Source organism: Methylosinus sp. Ce-a6, assembly GCF_009811655.1.
Classification (GTDB): domain Bacteria; phylum Pseudomonadota; class Alphaproteobacteria; order Rhizobiales; family Beijerinckiaceae; genus Methylosinus.
Map to the genome: position 1 here is coordinate 48,174 of NZ_BGJX01000019.1, position 16,705 is coordinate 64,878.

General features: G+C 68.3%; 19 protein-coding genes. 9 read left to right on the plus strand and 10 right to left on the minus strand.

The annotated features are described in order from the left end of the window. Positions 1-16: 16 nt before the first annotated feature. Together Mspo_RS12970 and Mspo_RS12975 are read left to right on the plus strand one after the other, a co-directional pair. Positions 17-763 carry a 16S rRNA (uracil(1498)-N(3))-methyltransferase gene (locus Mspo_RS12970; RefSeq protein ID WP_159730374.1) on the plus strand — a complete coding sequence of 249 codons (747 nt, stop codon included), beginning with the start codon at positions 17-19 and terminating at the stop codon, positions 761-763. 330 nt (positions 764-1,093) lie between these two features. Then, positions 1,094-1,402, plus strand: a complete 309-nt coding sequence (locus tag Mspo_RS12975; protein ID WP_159730376.1) for a hypothetical protein — start codon at positions 1,094-1,096, stop codon at positions 1,400-1,402. Positions 1,403-1,440: 38 nt separating this feature from the next. Here Mspo_RS12975 and Mspo_RS12980 read toward each other — a convergent pair whose 3' ends face one another. Next, positions 1,441-2,814 (minus strand): glutamate--cysteine ligase, encoded by a 1,374-nt coding sequence (locus Mspo_RS12980; protein WP_159730378.1) that lies wholly within the window; start codon positions 2,812-2,814, stop codon positions 1,441-1,443. 324 nt (positions 2,815-3,138) lie between these two features. Between Mspo_RS12980 and Mspo_RS12985 the strand changes: the two genes are divergently transcribed. Continuing rightward, positions 3,139-3,306: a Flp family type IVb pilin gene (locus Mspo_RS12985; protein WP_159730380.1), complete on the plus strand. Its 168-nt coding sequence runs from the start codon at positions 3,139-3,141 to the stop codon at positions 3,304-3,306. Positions 3,307-3,310: 4 nt separating this feature from the next. On the opposite strand, the gene Mspo_RS12990 is transcribed toward Mspo_RS12985, so the two are convergent. Beyond that, complete coding sequence (locus tag Mspo_RS12990) at positions 3,311-3,994, minus strand: DUF937 domain-containing protein (RefSeq protein ID WP_159730382.1); 684 nt, start codon at positions 3,992-3,994, stop codon at positions 3,311-3,313. A gap of 236 nt (positions 3,995-4,230) precedes the next feature. On the opposite strand from Mspo_RS12990, the gene ispH reads away from it, so the two are divergent. Genes ispH through rnhA form a run of 3 tightly spaced genes read left to right on the plus strand, consistent with a single transcriptional unit; the run spans position 4,231 to position 6,657 of the window. Beyond that, on the plus strand, positions 4,231-5,202 hold the full coding sequence (gene ispH, locus Mspo_RS12995; protein WP_159730384.1) for a 4-hydroxy-3-methylbut-2-enyl diphosphate reductase: 972 nt from the start codon (positions 4,231-4,233) through the stop codon (positions 5,200-5,202). A gap of 43 nt (positions 5,203-5,245) precedes the next feature. After that, on the plus strand, positions 5,246-6,211 hold the full coding sequence (gene thrB, locus Mspo_RS13000) for a homoserine kinase (protein ID WP_159730386.1): 966 nt from the start codon (positions 5,246-5,248) through the stop codon (positions 6,209-6,211). Continuing rightward, a complete protein-coding gene (gene rnhA, locus Mspo_RS13005) occupies positions 6,208-6,657 on the plus strand; it encodes a ribonuclease HI (RefSeq protein ID WP_159730388.1) in 450 nt (149 codons plus the stop codon). Before thrB ends, rnhA begins: the two co-directional genes overlap by 4 nt. A gap of 196 nt (positions 6,658-6,853) precedes the next feature. On the opposite strand, the gene Mspo_RS13010 is transcribed toward rnhA, so the two are convergent. Beyond that, a complete protein-coding gene (locus tag Mspo_RS13010; RefSeq protein ID WP_159730390.1) occupies positions 6,854-7,654 on the minus strand; it encodes a protein-disulfide reductase DsbD domain-containing protein in 801 nt (266 codons plus the stop codon). Between the two features lie 78 nt (positions 7,655-7,732). On the opposite strand from Mspo_RS13010, the gene Mspo_RS13015 reads away from it, so the two are divergent. Further along, complete coding sequence (locus tag Mspo_RS13015) at positions 7,733-8,464, plus strand: YqgE/AlgH family protein (RefSeq protein WP_201281697.1); 732 nt, start codon at positions 7,733-7,735, stop codon at positions 8,462-8,464. 69 nt (positions 8,465-8,533) lie between these two features. Here Mspo_RS13015 and Mspo_RS13020 read toward each other — a convergent pair whose 3' ends face one another. From Mspo_RS13020 to Mspo_RS13050, 7 genes are read right to left on the minus strand one after another with little or no spacing between them, the layout of a single operon-like run. After that, positions 8,534-9,832, minus strand: a complete 1,299-nt coding sequence (locus tag Mspo_RS13020; protein WP_201281698.1) for a glycosyltransferase — start codon at positions 9,830-9,832, stop codon at positions 8,534-8,536. 5 nt (positions 9,833-9,837) lie between these two features. Continuing rightward, positions 9,838-11,019 (minus strand): glycosyltransferase, encoded by a 1,182-nt coding sequence (locus tag Mspo_RS13025; RefSeq protein ID WP_159730392.1) that lies wholly within the window; start codon positions 11,017-11,019, stop codon positions 9,838-9,840. After that, on the minus strand, positions 11,016-11,813 hold the full coding sequence (locus Mspo_RS13030) for an SDR family oxidoreductase (RefSeq protein WP_159730394.1): 798 nt from the start codon (positions 11,811-11,813) through the stop codon (positions 11,016-11,018). The genes Mspo_RS13025 and Mspo_RS13030 overlap by 4 nt, the downstream gene beginning before the upstream one ends. Continuing rightward, positions 11,810-12,229, minus strand: a complete 420-nt coding sequence (locus Mspo_RS13035) for a MaoC/PaaZ C-terminal domain-containing protein (protein WP_159730396.1) — start codon at positions 12,227-12,229, stop codon at positions 11,810-11,812. The genes Mspo_RS13030 and Mspo_RS13035 overlap by 4 nt, the downstream gene beginning before the upstream one ends. Further along, a complete protein-coding gene (locus Mspo_RS13040) occupies positions 12,226-12,639 on the minus strand; it encodes a hypothetical protein (RefSeq protein WP_159730398.1) in 414 nt (137 codons plus the stop codon). The genes Mspo_RS13035 and Mspo_RS13040 overlap by 4 nt, the downstream gene beginning before the upstream one ends. After that, positions 12,640-13,884, minus strand: a complete 1,245-nt coding sequence (locus Mspo_RS13045; protein ID WP_159730400.1) for a beta-ketoacyl synthase — start codon at positions 13,882-13,884, stop codon at positions 12,640-12,642. It abuts the gene before it with no gap. Position 13,885: 1 nt separating this feature from the next. Then, positions 13,886-14,161: an acyl carrier protein gene (locus Mspo_RS13050; RefSeq protein WP_159730402.1), complete on the minus strand. Its 276-nt coding sequence runs from the start codon at positions 14,159-14,161 to the stop codon at positions 13,886-13,888. Between the two features lie 193 nt (positions 14,162-14,354). Between Mspo_RS13050 and Mspo_RS13055 the strand changes: the two genes are divergently transcribed. Together Mspo_RS13055 and Mspo_RS13060 are read left to right on the plus strand one after the other, a co-directional pair. After that, the gene (locus Mspo_RS13055; protein ID WP_201281699.1) at positions 14,355-16,211 is read left to right on the plus strand and encodes a methylmalonyl-CoA mutase family protein; all 1,857 of its coding nucleotides are present in this window, start codon (positions 14,355-14,357) and stop codon (positions 16,209-16,211) included. 32 nt (positions 16,212-16,243) lie between these two features. After that, positions 16,244-16,639, plus strand: coding sequence for a hypothetical protein (locus Mspo_RS13060; protein ID WP_244613432.1), 396 nt, complete (start codon positions 16,244-16,246; stop codon positions 16,637-16,639). Positions 16,640-16,705: the final 66 nt, after the last annotated feature.

A 16,705-nucleotide genomic window follows, 5' to 3' on the forward strand; every position in this document is an offset into this window, starting at 1 on the left:
TCCCGCGGGAAAGCTCGTGTCACGCTATGATTTTTCCGCGCAGCGGCTCTTCGTCGCGGCGCCTCTCGCGGCCGGCGCGCGTATCGTTCTGGACGCCGACCGGCTCAATTATCTGTTGAATGTGCTGCGCCTGCGCGAGGGCGACGCGATCCTCTTGTTCAACGGCGGCGACGGGGAGTGGCGGGCGCGGCTCGAGGAGGTCTCTCGGCGCAAGGGCGTTCTCGTCGCCGAGGAGCGCCTGCGCGAGCAGACCGCCTGCGCCGATCTTCATTACTGCTTCGCGCCGCTCAAGCACGCGCGGCTCGACTATATGGCGCAGAAGGCGACCGAAATGGGCGTCTCGCGCCTTTCCCCTGTCATCACGCGCCGCACTCAGGCGCGCCGCGTCAATCTCGAGCGGCTCGCCGCCAACGCCGTCGAAGCGGCCGAGCAATGCGGCCTCTTGAGCCTGCCGGAGGTCGTCGAGGAGGTCTCGCTCGACGACTATCTCGCCGCTCGGCCGCCCGGGCGACTGCTCGTCTTCTGCGACGAGGACGCCGAGCTCGCCGATCCGATCTCCGCTCTGCGCGCGGCGCCGGCGCATCGGGGCGTCGATGTTCTGGTCGGCCCGGAGGGGGGCTTCGATCCCGCCGAGCGGGTGGCGATTCTCGCCGCCGCCCCGCTCGTCGCGCGGCTCTCGCTCGGCCCGCGCATCCTGCGCGCCGACACGGCCGCCGTCGCCGCTCTGACGGTGGTTCAGGCGGTCCTCGGAGATTGGCGTTGACGGCGGCGGCAGACCAACTTTCCATTCGGAGCGAATTCTCGTCGCGCGAACGACGCCGTTCGAGCGGAAAGCGCTGTAAGGGCTATTCGAGTTCGCATATCCTTTTTGCGAAAACCGCTTCGCGCTTTTCGGGAACATGCTCCAAGCGACACGATCCTGCCACGATTGTTCGACTGTATTGCGCCCTAAGTGGTCGCCGCCGTGTGACCTCTCGCGTCGAAGCGTGCGAAGTAACGAGTTGGTAAACATCGGGCGGCAACATCGACGAGGGGCGCCAAATCGCTTCGGCTCGATTGTTGCGATGCGAGGCATTTCGAGGCTTATCTGCGAATGACCGTTTTTTCCGCCGAACCTCTCGGGCTCGACGTCCGTCGTCTTTTCGTCTGCCTCTGCCTCTGCGCCGCCATTGGCGCGCCGCCGGCGCAGGCGCAGACCACGGGGTCGATTTCTTCCGGCGGCCGATGCGCCCGTTTCGGCGAGGGCTTCGTCCCGGTTTCCGGCTCCGACAATTGCGTGCGTCTCGGCGGCCATGTGCGCGCCGGGGGCCTCGGTGGGCCGGTCTGGGCGCAGGACGGCATGCGGCCGATCGGCCATTCTTACGTGCGCGCGCCGGGAGCGCCCGGCCTCTACGCGCGCTGAACGCCGTCCGCCCCTTTTTCGGCGCGGGCGTCGCTCCCTTACAACAAGCAGTCCTCGAAGGCCGGATCGACCGAACGGCCCCAGCGGCCGTGATAGGCCTCGAGCCGCCGCTCCGCGAGCGTGCGGCCGCTCTCGGCGATCTCCTCCAGCGGCGCGAGATAGATGGTCTCGTCCCGTCCCCGCGCGTCGCGCTTCGCCCGTCGCGAGAGCCCGCCGCGGGCGAGCGCCAGCATGTCCCGCGCAATGTCGAGCGCCCGGCGGCCGCGAATGCGCGCCTCGAGCGCGAGCCGCGGAACCTCGGCGCGCAGCGCATCGCGATCCTCGGCGCTCCAACCTTCGATGAGAGCGAGAGCGCCGTCGAGCGCCGTCTGGTCGTAGAAGAGCCCGACGAAGAGCGCCGGCAGGGCGGCCATATGGGAGCGCGGTCCGCCGTCGGCGCCGCGCATTTCCAGATAGCGCTTCAGCCGCGCCTCCGGGAAGATCGCGCCGAGATGATTGGCCCAGTCCGACATTGTCGCGCGCTCGCCGGGCAGCGCGGCGAGCCTTCCGTCCAGCAGGTCGCGGAAGCTCGCGCCGGCGACGTCGTGATACACCTCGCCGCGCTTGACGAAATAGAGCGGCACATCCAGCGCATAATCCACATAGCGCTCGAAGCCCATGCCGGGCTCGAAGGCGAAGGGCAGCATTCCGGTGCGGGCGGCGTCGGTGTCGCGCCAGATCTGCGAGCGCTGCGACAAGAGGCCCGTCGGCTCGCCGTCGATGAAGGGCGAATTGGCGAAGAGCGCGGTGACGATCGGCTGCAGCGCGAGGCCGACGCGCAGCTTGTCGACCATGTCCTTCTCGGAGGTGAAGTCGAGATTGACCTGAATGGTCGCCGTGCGGAACATCATGTCGAGGCCGAGCGAGCCGACCTTTGGCATATAGGCCGCCATTATGGCGTAGCGCTGCTTGGGCATGGCGGGCGTCTCGGCGCGCCGCCATTTCGGGCTCGCCCCGAGATCGAGAAAGGAGACGCCGAAGCGTCGCGCGACCGGCTCCAGCGCGGCGAAATGGGCGTCGAGCTCGGCCTTCGTGTCATGGACCGTGGGCAATGGCGCGCCGGACAGCTCGAACTGGCCGCCCGGCTCCAGCGACACCGCCCCGAGGCCATGCGGATCATAGAGGCCGATGATCGCCCCGCGGTCGGTGATCGGCTCCCAGCCGAGCGCGGCGCCCAGCCCCTCGAGCAGATTCTCTATGCCGCCGGCCGGGGATCGATAGGGGACCGGCGCGCGGCTCGCGCCGAAAAACGGGATCTTCTCATGCTCCGTCCCGACATTGAGATCGTCGGGCGTCTTGATTCCAGCCTCCAACCACTCCACGAGCGCATTGCGCGACGTGATCGGCGTCGTATCGTTTACGTCGCGAGCCATCAGCAACTTTCGGTGAGGACCGGCGCAAAAATGGCGCGGCGGCCCGTATTTGTCGACATCCCTTCCGGCGGGCGCGAAAGGGCGGGCGAGAACGACAGCGCTTCCGGCCTCGCGGCGAAGCAATATGCGTTCCGGCTGCTTGAATTGGCGGAAAAGCCGCCCGCGCGCAAGGCCGCCCCGGCGCAGCGGGCGCGATGGCGCTGAGAGGCTTAACTTTTTCGAGACGAATTATGCTTATCTTTCGGCAATCGTCCCGACCGCGGGCGCCGCGACGGGCGAGAAGACGACGCCAGTTTCGGCCGGACCGCTCGAGGATTTTGACCTATGCCGAATTGGCTGCCACGATTTCTCGCCGACGAAAGCGGAGCGACGACGATCGAATATGCGTTGATCGGCGTCTTCCTCTCCATCGTGATCCTGGGGGCGACGCGCATCATCGGCACGACATTGTCGGGCGCCTATTATCTGCCCGTCGCCAATAATCTGACCTGAGCCGTCAGCTCTTCGCCGAAGCGAAAATCCGCCCCAGCAATGCGTCGAGATCGGTCTGCCGCACGGCGTCGGCCGAAGTCGGGGCCGCGAGCGTCGCGCGGATCGTCTCCAGCGCGTCTTGCGGCGTTTCGGCGGCTTGCTCCGCCGGCTGCGGCTGCGGCTGCGGAGACGGGGGTTTTCCAAAAAATGTCGCGATGAGCCCGCTCAGCCAGCCGCCGGAGCGCGCCGGAGCCGCAGGGGCGGGCTGCTCGGTGGGACGCTCCGTTCGGCTGTCCAGCGCGGCGCCGAGCCCGCCGGCCGCGACCGAGACGAGGACCGGCAACAGGCGCTGCAGCACATCCGCGCGCAGCCCGCTCTCGCGCGCGACGAGCTGCGAGACCTCGCCGGCGGCCGAGGCGGAGCCGAACAAATGCGCGACGATGGCGTCGCCGCCTTCGACGCTCGCCTGCGCATGGGCCTCGTCGGCGCTTTCGAAGGCGGCGCGGTGAGCCGGCTCATTGGCGGCGTCGATGACCGAGCGCAGCGATTGCGGCTCCTCGGCCGCCTTTCGCAACGCCGCGACCAGCGCCGGCAGCAGCGCCTCGACGGCCGATCGCGTCTGCCAGGACGCGAGGCCGAAGCGATTCGAGAGATTTTCGATGATCTGGCCGCTTTGGGCGGACTGTATTATATCGACGATATTCGACACATTCGCCTCCGTCCCCTTATCGGGCCGCGAGACATTCCCGCTATCGCGCGGCCAGTCTTCGTCGACGCATGTCTAGCAGATTTCCGGGCGGGCCGCGAGGGAGCGAAGGCGACGGTTTCATCCTCTCCTTCGAGTGGAGGGTCGGCCGACGCCTTCGGCTTGACACTCATCTCCACGCGGGACATCACAGCCCGGCGCACATTCGGCCGTCCCCTTCGATAAAGAGGCGCTAGAGAATGAATATTCAGCATCGCCCGTCGCAGAAGCCGCCGTTGAAGATCCTGCTCTGCTCGCCGCGCGGCTTCTGCGCCGGCGTGGTGCGGGCGATCGACGCGGTGGAGCGGGCGCTCGCCAAATTCGGGCCGCCCGTCTATGTGCGCCATGAGATCGTCCATAATCGCTATGTGGTCGAGGCGCTGAAGGCCAAGGGCGCGATCTTCGTCGAGGAGCTCGAGGAGGTGCCGGACACGTCGGCGCCGGTGATCTTCTCCGCCCATGGCGTCGCGAAATCCGTCTCCGCCGAGGCCGCCTCGCGCGACCTTCTCGCCATAGACGCCACTTGCCCGCTGGTGACCAAGGTCCATCGCGAGGCGGAAATCCATCACAAGCGCGGCCGCAAAGTGCTGCTCGTCGGCCATTCCGGCCATCCGGAGGTGGTCGGCACCATGGGTCAGCTGCCGCCGGGCGCGGTGGTGCTCGTCGAATCGGTCGCGGCGGTGGAGGAGCTGCGGCTCGAGGACGTGGCCGATCTCGCCTATGTCACCCAGACCACTCTGTCGCTCGACGATTCGCAGGAGATCGTGAGCGCGCTGACGCGGCGCTTCCCGCAGATCGTCGGTCCCCATAAGGAGGACATCTGCTATGCGACGACAAATCGGCAGGCCGCCGTCAAGAAGGTCGCGCCGCAGGTCGAGGCGGTGATCGTCGTCGGCTCGCCCAACTCCTCCAATTCGCAGCGCCTGCGCGAGGTGGCCGAGCGCGCCGGCGCGCCGGCTCAGCTCGTCCAGGGCCGCAGCGAGATCGATTGGAGCATGTTCACCGGCATAGCAACGCTCGGCATCAGCGCCGGGGCCTCGGCTCCGGAGGTGCTCGTCGAGGAGATCATGGAGGCTTTCGCCGAGCGCTACGAGATCGCCGTCGAGACCGTCTCCGCCGCCGAGGAGGATGTCGCCTTCCCGCTTCCCAAGGAGCTGCGCGCGCACGCCTAAAGGCGCGCCCGACGCTTCGCTTTCCTCCAACCGCGCTGATGTCATGGCCGTCTATACGGATGTCGACGACGAGGAGCTGATCGCCTTTCTCGCCGGCTACGACCTCGGCGAGCTCCTGTCCTGCAAGGGCATCGCCGAGGGCGTCGAGAACTCCAACTATTTCCTGCATACGAGCGGCGGCAGCTTCATTCTCACGCTCTATGAGAAGCGCGTCGCCGAGGCGGACCTTCCCTTCTTCATCGGACTGATGGAGCATCTTTCCGCGAAGGGGCTGGTCTGTCCCCAGCCGGTGCGCGACCGCGCCGGCTCCGCGCTCGGGCGGCTCGCCGGGCGACCGGCGGCGATCGTCACCTTTCTCGAGGGCTATTCCGTCCATCATCCGGAGGCCGCCCATTGCGCGCGCCTCGGCGAGGCGCTGGCGCAATTGCATCTTTCCGGCGCGGATTTTCCGCTGCGCCGCGCCAACGCCCTCTCGGTCGGCGGCTGGCGCCCCCTCTATGCGCCCTGCGCCGCGCGCGCGGGAGAGGTGGCGGAGGATTTGGGCGAGATCGTCGCCGCCGAGCTCGACCAGCTCGAGCGCGATTGGCCGAAGGGCCTGCCCGAGGGCGTCATCCACGCCGATCTCTTCCCGGACAATGTGTTCTTCCTCGGCGATCGGATCTCCGGCCTCATCGACTTCTATTTCGCCTGCGTCGATTCGCTCGCCTATGACCTCGCCGTCTGCCTGAACGCCTGGTGCTTCGACGCGGCCGGGACTTACGACCCCGAAAAAGGCGCGGCGCTGCTCGACTCCTACGCCCGCGCCCGCCCGCTGACCGCGGCGGAGGTCGAGGCTTTTCCGCTGCTCGCGCGCGGCGCCGCGCTGCGCTTCCTGCTGACGCGTTTCGTCGATTGGCTCGACGTGCCGCCGGGCGCGCTGGTCAGGCCGAAGGATCCGCGCGAATATCTCGCCCGCCTGCGCTTCCACAGGACGATCCGCGCCGCAAGCGATTACGGCCTTCGCGCGTGAGCGGGCGCGTCGCCATCTGGACCGACGGCGCCTGTTCGGGAAATCCGGGCCCCGGCGGCTGGGGCGCGATATTGCGTTTCGGCGAGCGCGAGAAGGAGCTCAGCGGCGGCGAGGCGGCGACCACCAACAACCGCATGGAGCTCACCGCGGCGATCGAGGCGCTCGAGGCGCTGACGCGCCCCTGCCATGTCGATCTGCACACCGACTCGCAATATTTGCGCGACGGAATCATGTCGTGGCTGAAGGGTTGGAAGGCGCGCGGCTGGAAGACGGCCGACCGCAAGCCGGTGAAGAATGTCGATCTCTGGACGCGCCTCGACGCCGCGACCGAGCGGCACGAAGTGGCGTGGCATTGGGTGCGCGGCCACGCCGGAGACGAGATGAACGAGCGCGCCGACGCGCTCGCAAGAAAGGGAATGGCGCCGTTTCGGGCGAAAGCGCGCTGAAAGGCGCTCCGGCGCCCCTTGCCGGACGAGACTCTAAATACCATATCAGTTCGAGCAGAGCTCTTCTTCCACTCCGGGCGCGGCCGAGGCCGCGCCCTTCTTATTGTACGCATCGCACGCGATGAAAAAGCGCGCGGGGACGCTGCTACTCGCGATGCGGTTCTGCGGAAAACGAAGCCGATCAGCCGATGCCGGATCAGTCCAGCGTCAGCGGCAGCTCGATGCCGCCTTTCTCGGTGCGGATCGTCGCGCGGGCGGCGATGGCGCCCTCCTGCTTTCCTTCGCCGAGCTTCAGCTCGAAGCCGCCTTTGCCGTCGGCGGCGCTGTCGATGACATAGGGCTCGGGCGCCTCGACGAAGAGGTCCGAGGCGCTCCCCGGTCCGAGATAGCGCAGCCGCCAGGCGCCGGGGCCCGCGCGCGCGGCTTCCACGAAACGCGTCGCCTCGCCGGCGTCGATCGGGCGCGGAACGAGAGTCTCCGCCGCCGCGAGCCTCGAGGCGAAGGGCGAGGTCCCCGTGGGCGGCAGAGCGAGGGACAGCTTCGCCTTGACCGGCAGGCAGATTTTCGCGCAGGCGGCATAGTCCAGAGTGAGCTTCAGCACGACGGGCTCGCCCGCCGCCTTCGGCGTCACACGCAGCGGAAAGACGACGCTTTCGTCATAGCCCGCGACGGTCATTCCGGCTTCGACGATATGCTTGGGCGCGGGATAGAGCGTCTCCACCGCGGCGACATTTTCCGAGCCCGAGAAATCGAGGACGGGCGGCGCGCCGGCGTCGCCGGGATTGCGCCAATAGGTCACTGTCCCCGGATCGAGCGCGATCTCGAGGCCGACGCGATAGACGCCGCCGTCCGGCGCGCCCGCCGAGAGGAGGCGGGCCGCCGAATGGGCGGCGCGGGCGGCGGGGGAGGCGAAGGCCGTCTCCTGCGCCGGCGCTGGGCGCGGCGCGGCGAGAAGGGTGAGGGCGAGCGCGACCGTCGTCAGATTTCGAATGTGCATCAGAGTCCTCGGGACGCCCCCGCGCCACTTTTTCCTTCGGCGCTTGTTCTGAATGGGCGCCGCGGGTAGTATGACCCTATGAGCCCGGTCGGCAAGAAACAAGGCCTCGAGAATTCGGCCGCCCGCGCAGCCCGGCGGCCGGCGGGCGGGCGCGCCGCCGGCTCCTCCGCGCCGATCATCCGCGGCCTCGAGGCGGGGCGCGAAAAGGGCGCGGGCTCCAAATCCTCCGGACGGCGCTATCTCGACGGGCAGATGCTCGTCGCCATGCCCGGCATGGCCGATCAGCGCTTCGCCCGCTCGGTCATCTATCTCTGCGCCCATTCGGAAGACGGCGCCATGGGCATCGTCGTCAACCAGCCCTCGCAGGTCCGCAATTTCCCCGATCTCCTGGTGCAGCTTCAGATCATCGCGCCGCAGGAGCGCATCAGCCTGCCCAAGGAGACCGAGAGCATTCAAGTGCTGCAGGGCGGCCCGGTGCAGACCGACCGCGGCTTCGTGCTGCATTCCTCGGATTTCTTCATCGACAATTCGACGCTGCCGATCGACGACGGCGTGTCGCTGACCGCGACGATCGACATTCTGCGCGCCATCGCCGCCGGCGAGGGGCCGCATCAGGCGCTGCTGGCGCTGGGCTACGCCGGTTGGGATCCCGGCCAGCTCGAGAATGAAATCCAGCACAATGGCTGGCTCAACTGCCCGGCGGACCCGTCCATTCTCTTCGACAGCGACCTCGAGTCGAAATATGCGCGCGCGCTGCGCTTGATCGGCATTGATCCGGCGCGGCTGTCCTCGGCCGCGGGACATGCATGAGTGAGTAGTGAGTGGTGAGTAGGGCGAGCTTCTATTATTTACTACGCCCTACTCACCACTCACTGCCCTTCACTCCGCTTCCTGAATCCGCGCCGGCGCCGGCGCATGTTCCGTCTTGGGCGTGCGCTTGAAGGTGGATTTGCGGCCGCGCATCGTCTGCAGGATTTTCGCGCCATTCGAGAAGGCGAGATAGATCATCAGCGGCGGCACCGAGACCATCGTCTTTCCATAATCGCCGAGCGCGCCGCGCTTCAGCGCCAGATAGGGCGGCAGCGTGAAGCCGAGAACGACGACGAGCGTCTCGGCGAGGATGAGCTCGACCACCGGCAGATAGGGCGCGAGCGAGCCGCGCATCAGCGCGCCGAGCGCCAGCGCGATGATGCCGATCGCCGCCGTCGGAAAGAAGATCTGGTGCACGATGAGCACGATCGCCGCGACGCGCCGCGTCAGCGACCAGGGCGCGTTCCACAAGGGCAGCACGGTCTTCTGCGCGACCTGCACGAAGCCGTTGGACCAGCGCCGCTGCTGGCGGCGATAGTCGCGCAGCCCCTCCGGCACCTGGCCGGGAATGGGCGGCTCGGAGACGAAGATTCCATGCCAGCCGCCGAGCGCGGCGCGCACGGTGAGGTCGAGATCCTCGCAGAGCGAATAATCGGACCAGCCGCCGGCCGCGTCGATCGTCGCGCGCCGCCAAATGCCGCCCGTGCCGTTGAACTGGAACAGCCAGCCGGCGAGCGCGCGCGTGCGCTGCTCGACGAGGAAATGCCCGTCCTGCACGAGGCCCTGCGCGCGCGTCAGCCAATTCTTGCGGTAATTGGAAAATTCGCAGCGCGATTGCACGAAGCCGGCGCGATCGTCCTTCACCAGCAGCGGCACGGTTCGGCGCAGCCAGTTCGGCGGCGGGCGGAAATCGGCGTCGAGCATGGCGACGAAAGGCGCGTCGAAGAGCTTCAGCCCCTCGGCGCAGGCGCCCGCCTTGAAGCCGGAGCGATCGGCGCGGCGCACATGATGAATGTCGACGCCTCTGGCGCGCAATTCGATCGCCACGGCTTCGGCGCGCTGCGGCGTCTCGTCGGTCGAATCGTCGAGCAATTGAATGTGCAGCCGGTCCTTCGGCCAATCGAGCTCGGCGACGCAGCGCAGCGCCTGCTCGGTCACCTCGGCCTCGTTGAAGACGGGGATTTGCAGCAGCACATGCGGCAGCTCCTCCTCGGCCAAGAGGATCGGCTCGGGGTCGCGCGCGCCGCGCAATTGATCGTAGAGGAAGCGCGCGATGATGGCGACGAAGCCCGCGCCGATCAGGATCATGATCAGCGCCGCGGCCAGCCAGACGCTGTCGACGAGAAACTGCAGAAGTGCGAGGATCAAGCGTTCTATCCTTCTTCCTTCGCGACCTGCGGCTCCGTCGCGGCGGCCGCCTCGCCGCTGGAGCGCGTGTCGATCGTCGTCCTGGCCCAGACGACCTTGGTGGCCGTCCAAGCGTGCAGCCACACTGCGAACATCAACGCCTCGCGCGACAGAAAAATCGCCGGCGCCGCCCAAGATACCTTCCATCCCTTGGCGATGGAAAGCAGCGTCTCCGAGCTTAGCCACAAACAAAAAGTGACGGTCAAGGCCGCCGTCGGCGCGACGCCGACGAGCGAGGAGCCGATCGCCGCCGCCGCGAAGGCGGGCAGCGCCTGGCAGAAGGGCTCCGCCAGGAAGGAGAGGATCTCGTCGTCGCGGCGCACCACGCTCCAGCGCAATTGCCGATTATAGACGTCGAGCAGATTGCGCTCGCCCAGCTCCTGACGCACCAGCCGATGCGAGAAGACGGTGCGAAGCCTGATGCGCTTCAGCGCCTTGGCGGTGGCGTTGTCCTCGCCGACCGTATGCGCGATCGCCGCGAAACCGCCGGCGCGCAGAAAGTCGCCGCGACGAAACAACATGATCTTGCCGACGCCGAAGCCGCCGCCGAGCGCGGAGGCGGCGAACAACATGCGCTGATGCGGGCCGTTCATGATCGCGGCCTCCACATCGGCGGCGAAATTCTCCGGCCGCGCGGCGTAGGGGATGGCGCAGACCATGCCGACGCCGGGCTTCAAATGGCGCATCGTCTCGGAAAGATCGTCCGGCTCCAGCACGATGTTGGAATCCTTCATGAAGATCACGTCGTTGCGCGCTTCGTTGAAGGGAGCGAACAGATTGTCCACCTTGGGACTCGCCGCGAAACGCGCGGTGGAATGGAGAATGCGCGTCGAAATCTCCGGATGCCGCGCGAAAATGTCGCGCATGGCGGAAATCGCGGGCGAATCCGCTTCCGTCGCCGAGGCGAGCGCTTCGAACTGTGGATATCTCTGCGCGAGAGCCGATTCTTGAGCGCGCTCGAAGCCCTGGTCGAGCATTTTCACCGGCAGGACGAGCGAGACGGGCGGTCGTTCTTCGCTCGTTCCGCGCTTTGCCACGAGCCAGGGATGCACGAGGGCCGCCGTCACCGAGAGGAGCAGCAGCAAGGCGGAGCAGGCCCAGAAGACAGCCGATAGAACGACGAGCGAAAACAGGATGCTGTCGATCACGGCTCCTCCCGTTCATGGGTCTGTGGCACCGCCACCTCGAAGAGCCGCATGGCCGAATCGACGGCGCGGGGCGGCAGCAGGCTGAACAGTTTCATCGCATAATAGACGAAGAGCGGAAAGGCGATGACCGCGGCGCGTTTGTCCAGTCCGCGCATGATGATCTCCGCCGCCCGCGCGTCGCTCATCCGGCCCGGCTGCCAGGCCTTCAGCCTGGCCGTCATGGGCGTCGTGACGAAGCCCGGCACGATCAGGCTGACATGGACACCATGCGGGGCCAGCGCGCCGCGCAGCGAATCGGCGTAGAGATGCACCGCCGCCTTGCTCGCGCAATAGGCGGGAGAATAGGGCAGGCCGCGCAGTCCAGCCATGGAGCCGACGACGGCGATCTGACCGCGCCGACGCGCGCACATCGCCTCGATCGCCGGCTCGACCGTGTTGAACACGCCATTGACGTTGATCGAGAGCGCGCCCCGCACCGCCTCCGGGTCTTCGACGATCTGGCCGGGGGAGAGGCCGGTCGAGACGCCGGCGTTGGCGATGACGAGATCGAGCGGCTCGCGGGCGTCCGCCTCGGCGATGCGGACCGCCATGCCGCGGCGGTCGCGCACATCGGCGACGGTCACATCGGCTTCCGCGCCCTTCGTCCGGCATTCGGCGGCGACCGCCTCCAGCCGCGCGGCGTCGCGGCCGAAGAGCGCGAGGCTCCTTCCCTCGCTCGCATAGCGCAAGGCCAGCGCGCGGCCGATGCCGCTCGACGCGCCGGTGAGGAGGATGCGCCGCGCCCCGCGCTTCACGGGCGGAACTTTCGCGGCAGCGTCATCAGCGCCTCGCCGACGATCGCCGGCGCGCGCCCTTCGCCATAGGCCAGAAGTCTCAAGAACACATCCTCCTCGGGGGATGAGCGCAGCACGCGGCCGGTGAGCGTCGCCGCCTCGCCGCGCAGCACCGGCTGCACGAATTTTCCGGAGAGCCGCGCCAGAAACAGGTCGCGTCGCCAGGCGGAGAGCAGTGGCTCGAAGGCGGCGAGCAGCTTCATGCCATGGACAGGGGGCGCGGGAAAGCCGATCGCGCGGGCGAGATCGTCGTCGAGATGCAGCGGGTTGGCGTCGCCGGAGACCGCCGCATAGGCTGCGAGCGCCGCGGCGTCGAAGGGGCCGATCCGCCAATCCGGCAGGCGATCGCCGACGGCGGGCAGGCGCGCGCCGCTCACGGGGCGTTCTCCGCGGCCGCCGGGCGCGGCACGATGCGCAGAAGCGTCTCGGCGTGCAGGCGCGTCTCCCCGCCGAGCGTGGCGACGCTCGCATTCACGGCGAGGCGCGGCGGCTCGGCCTCGCGGCGCAGCGATACGGTCAGCTCGTAGCTCTCGCCGACGCGCAGCGGCGCGAAATAATGGAAGCTCTGCGACTCGTGCACCGGCACGACGTCCGCGCCGGCGAGACAATCGCGGATCGCCGCCTCGATCTCCTCCGCCGTCAGCCACACCGCCGGAAAGGCGGCCGGCACGATCTTTTCCAGCGTGTCGGGAAAGCCCGTCTCGCGGCGATAGCGCAAGACGCGCTCTTCGTCCGCGACGACGCGCAGCGGGCCGATCCGCCTCTCGCCGCTTTCGGGCTCGGTCATTCACGCCCCTCCCTCGAGCGCGCGCACGATCAGCACGGCGTTGATGCCGCCGAAGGCGAAGGAGTTGGACATGGCCGTGCGAATTCGGACGGGCCGCGCCTCATTGGGCACGGCGTCGATCGGGCAGCGCGGATCATACTCCAGGAAATTGATCGTCGGCGGCGCGATCTGCTGCTCGAGCGCGCGGATCGTCAGCGCCAGCTCGAGCCCGGCGCTCGCGCCGAGCGCATGGCCGTGGATCGGCTTGGTCGAGGAGACTGGCAGGCGCGCCGCGCGCTCGCCGAACACGCGGCCGATGGCCGCCGCCTCGGTGATGTCGTTGGCGTGGGTCGCCGTGCCATGGGCGTTGAGATAGTCGATCGCCTCCGGCTCGAGGCCGGCGTCGGCGAGGGCCGCCTGCATCGCGCCGGTCATTCCGCCGAGATCGGGCCGCACGAAATCCTTGGCGTCGCTCGTCGTGCCATAGCCCGCGAGCTCGCAGAGCGGCGCATGGCCGCGCTTTTGCGCCGATTCCAGCGTCTCCAGCACGAAGACCGCGGCGCCTTCGCCGAGCGTCATGCCGTTGCGGCCCATGGAGAAGGGGCGGCAATAGTCCGGCGTCATCACGCGCAGCCCTTCCCAGGCGCGGATGGTGCCGTTGATGACGCAGGCCTCCGCGCCGCCGACGATGGCGCGATCCATGAGGCCGAAGCGGATCATCTGCGCGCCGAGCCCCACCGCCTGGCTCGCCGAGGAGCAGGCGCTGCCGAGCGCGAAGGTCGGGCCATTGGCGGAATAGCGCATTCCGAGCGTCGTCGGCGCGGCGCTCGGAATGAGGCGCGGCACGCTGAACGGATCGGGGCGAATGCGCTCCTGGTAATAGTGGCGCAGGCCATTGTCGATCGTCGTCATGCCGCCGATGCCGGAGCCGATGATGACGCCGACGCGCGGGCCGGAGAGCTCCTCGCGCGCGAAGCCCGCCTCTGCGACGGCCTCGTCGGCCGCGACCAGAGTGAATTGCGTGAATGGATCGCAGAAGGCGAGCAGCGCCTTCTCGAGATATTTCGAAGCGTCGAAGTCTGGAACCTGCGCCGCGATCCTTATGCGCCCGTCATAGGGGTATTCGGTCACCAGCGGCCGGACTTGGGAGATTCCGTCTCGGGCCGCCGTCCACAGCGCCGCGGTTCCGACGCCCGCCGCCGAGACCGTCCCCATGCCCGAGATCACCACCCGACGCTCGCCGACGCCCCCGGACGAAGCGGCCATATTATTGTTTCTCTCTCTCTTTCAGCACATATTCGGCGATCGCGTCGATCAGCCCCTCGACATTCTTGGCGTCCTGCAGCGCGCCGTCCATCGGGATGTAGACGTTGAACTTCTCCTCGAGGGCGGTGAGGATCATGACGATATCGACCGACTTCAGGCCGAGGCTCTCGATCGTCGCGTCGGGCGTCACCTTGGTGCGGTCGATCATCCCCTCCGATGCGATGACCTCGACGATCTCTTCGACGAGCTTGGCCTTTTCCTGCGGATCTTCAGCCACGACCACCTCCGTTCAGGGTCTTTCAGCCACTCGGGCCGCCTCCCGGGCGGGGGGGCGGCGCTCCCGTTCTCGTTAAGGCGCCGCGCCGTGAAAATAAAGCCCGGCGCGGGCGAAGGTTGCGGATATGGGTGGCGGCAGCGCGCGCTTCATGCAAGAAGACGCCCGCAATCCCGTCATTGTTCGAGGCTCGCTCATGAGTTTGCAAGACGCGCCGCTGGCCGGCGTTTTTCCATCGGGAAACGAGGAGGGCTGGCGTAAAATCGTCGATCGGGCGCTGAAGGGCGCGTCCTTCGAGCGGCTGATGTCCAAGACCTACGACGGGGTCGAGATCTCCCCGCTCTATCCGCGCGCGACCGCGCCGGGACCGCGAGCGCTGCGCGCCGCGCCCGGCCGCTGGTCCGTTCTGGCGCGTGTCGATCTTTCCGATCCTGATGCGGCCAATCGCCTCGCCCTCTCGGATCTCGAGGGCGGCGCCGATGGATTGCACATCGTCTTCGCCGGCGCCCAGGGCGCCTATGGGACGGGCCTTTCCGACGACGGCGAGGAGGCGCTCGCCCATGTCTTCGACAAGATCCGCCTCGACTATGGAATTCCCGCGCTGGTGGAGTTTTCGCCGCGCGCGCCGAAGGCCGTCGACGCGCTGCTGCGCCTGCTCGATCGCGCTCATATAGAGCCGAGCATCACGCGCCTCTCTTTCGGGCTCGATCCGCTCGGCGCGCAGGCGTTGCACGGTTTCCTGCCCGGCCCCTGGGCGCAGGAGAGCAAGGCTTTCGCGACGCGCGCAAAGAGCCTCGCCGCGGCCGGCTATCGTTTCGGGACCGTCGTCGCCGACGCCCGCGTCATCCATGCCGCCGGCGGAACGGAGGCGCAGGAGCTCGGCTTCGCGCTCGCCGCCGCGCTCGCCTATCTGCGCGCGCTCGATGAGGGCGGCCTGCCGCTCGACGAGGCGCGTTCGCTCCTTTCCTTCCGCCTCGCCGCCGACGCCGACGAATTCGTCACCATCGCCAAATTCCGCGCGTTGCGGCGCCTGTTCGCCCGCGTCGAGGAGGCTTGCGGCCTCGCGCCGGCGCCGATCTATGTCCATGCCGAGACGGCCTGGCGCATGGTCACGCGGCGCGACCCCTGGACCAATCTCTTGCGCGCGACGCTCGCCGCTTTCGGCGCGGCGATCGGCGGCGCCGACGCCATCACCGTCCTGCCCTTCACGCAGGCGCTCGGCGCGCCGGATGATTTCGCCCGCCGTCTCGCCCGCGACACGCAGCTCGTGCTGCAGGACGAATCGCATATCCACGCCGTCGACGATCCGGCGAGCGGCTCCGGCGGCATGGAGGCGCTGACAGAGGCGCTCTGCGCGCGCGGCTGGGAGGAGCTCCAGCGGCTCGAGGCCGAGGGCGGTCTCGCCACGGCGCTGGAGAAGGGCGCTTTCCAGGGCCGCGTCGCCGAGGTCGCCGGCAAGCGCGCGCAGAATGTCGCGCGCTCGCGCGACAAGATCACCGGCTCCAACGCTTTTCCGGACATTGGCGAAGCGCCGGTCGCGGCGCTCGCGCCTTTCGACGCGTCGTTCTTCGAGGCGGCCGCGCCCGCCGGCGCGCTGAAATCGCCGCCCCTGCGGCCGCGCCGTCTCTCCGAGCCCTTCGAGGCGCTGCGCGACCGCTCCGACGCCGCGCGCGCGGAAAAAGGCGCGCGGCCGCGCGTCTTCCTCGCCAATCTCGGCGCGGTGGCGGCTTTCACGGCGCGCGCGAATTTCGCCAAGAATTTCTTCGAGGCGGGCGGCATAGAGGCGGCGTTCGGCGAGGAGGGCGCGGATATCGCGGCTGCCTTCCGCGCGAGCGGCGCGAAGCTCGCATGTATCTGCTCGTCCGACGCCCTTTATGCGGAAAAGGCGGTCGAGGCGGCGCGCGATCTCGCCGCCGCCGGGGCTCGAGTCTATCTCGCGGGCCGGCCGGGAGAGCTCGAGGCGGCGCTGCGCGCGGCCGGCGTTGCAGAATTTATTTACGCTGGCGGCGATATGTTCGACACGCTGCAACGGGCGTTCGAGGAGGCCGGATGATGCGGGGGCCGGGGATTTTATTGCTGGGTTCGATGATTTCGATCGGTGTCGCAGAGGCGGCGCAGCGCGAGACGGCGGGCGCCGCCGTCGAGGCCGGCCGCTATGACGGGTCCTGGGTTTTCGAGGCGCGCACGACGGTCGGCAGCTGCCCCGGATTGCTGCCCGATCAAATCGAGATTCACGCCGATCTCCTCGTCGGCACGCAGGCGGGCGCGGCGGCGCTGGCGGCGGGGCGCATGGCGCATTGGGGCTATGTGGAGAGCGACGGCGCGATCATGACGCGCTTCACCACCCAGGGCGGCCATGTGGCGCGCGCCCATGGCAATCTGCGCGGCAATGCGGGCCAGGGCGCCTGGTCCTCCTCCACCGACAAATGCGGCGGGTCCTGGCGCGCCCATCGCGGCGGAGCCCAGCGCGCGGGGTATTGAGCGCGGTTCTAAAGAAGGCTCGCGCAGACCCTTCTCCCGCTTGCGGGAGAAGGAATTCGCGCACGT

Bases quoted from the DNA above. Each gene is read 5' to 3' on its own strand.
- Mspo_RS13015 (WP_201281697.1), top strand. From the start codon at position 7,733: ATGAGCCCGGTCGGCAAGAAACAAGGCCTCGAGAATTCGGCCGCCCGC.
- thrB (WP_159730386.1), top strand. From the start codon at position 5,246: ATGGCCGTCTATACGGATGTCGACGACGAGGAGCTGATCGCCTTTCTC.
- ispH (WP_159730384.1), top strand. From the start codon at position 4,231: ATGAATATTCAGCATCGCCCGTCGCAGAAGCCGCCGTTGAAGATCCTG.
- Mspo_RS13060 (WP_244613432.1), top strand. From the start codon at position 16,244: ATGATTTCGATCGGTGTCGCAGAGGCGGCGCAGCGCGAGACGGCGGGC.
- Mspo_RS12975 (WP_159730376.1), top strand. From the start codon at position 1,094: ATGACCGTTTTTTCCGCCGAACCTCTCGGGCTCGACGTCCGTCGTCTT.
- Mspo_RS13055 (WP_201281699.1), top strand. From the start codon at position 14,355: ATGAGTTTGCAAGACGCGCCGCTGGCCGGCGTTTTTCCATCGGGAAAC.
- Mspo_RS12980 (WP_159730378.1), bottom strand. From the start codon at position 2,814: ATGGCTCGCGACGTAAACGATACGACGCCGATCACGTCGCGCAATGCG.
- Mspo_RS13045 (WP_159730400.1), bottom strand. From the start codon at position 13,884: ATGGCCGCTTCGTCCGGGGGCGTCGGCGAGCGTCGGGTGGTGATCTCG.
- Mspo_RS12985 (WP_159730380.1), top strand. From the start codon at position 3,139: ATGCCGAATTGGCTGCCACGATTTCTCGCCGACGAAAGCGGAGCGACG.
- Mspo_RS13010 (WP_159730390.1), bottom strand. From the start codon at position 7,654: ATGCACATTCGAAATCTGACGACGGTCGCGCTCGCCCTCACCCTTCTC.
- Mspo_RS13040 (WP_159730398.1), bottom strand. From the start codon at position 12,639: ATGACCGAGCCCGAAAGCGGCGAGAGGCGGATCGGCCCGCTGCGCGTC.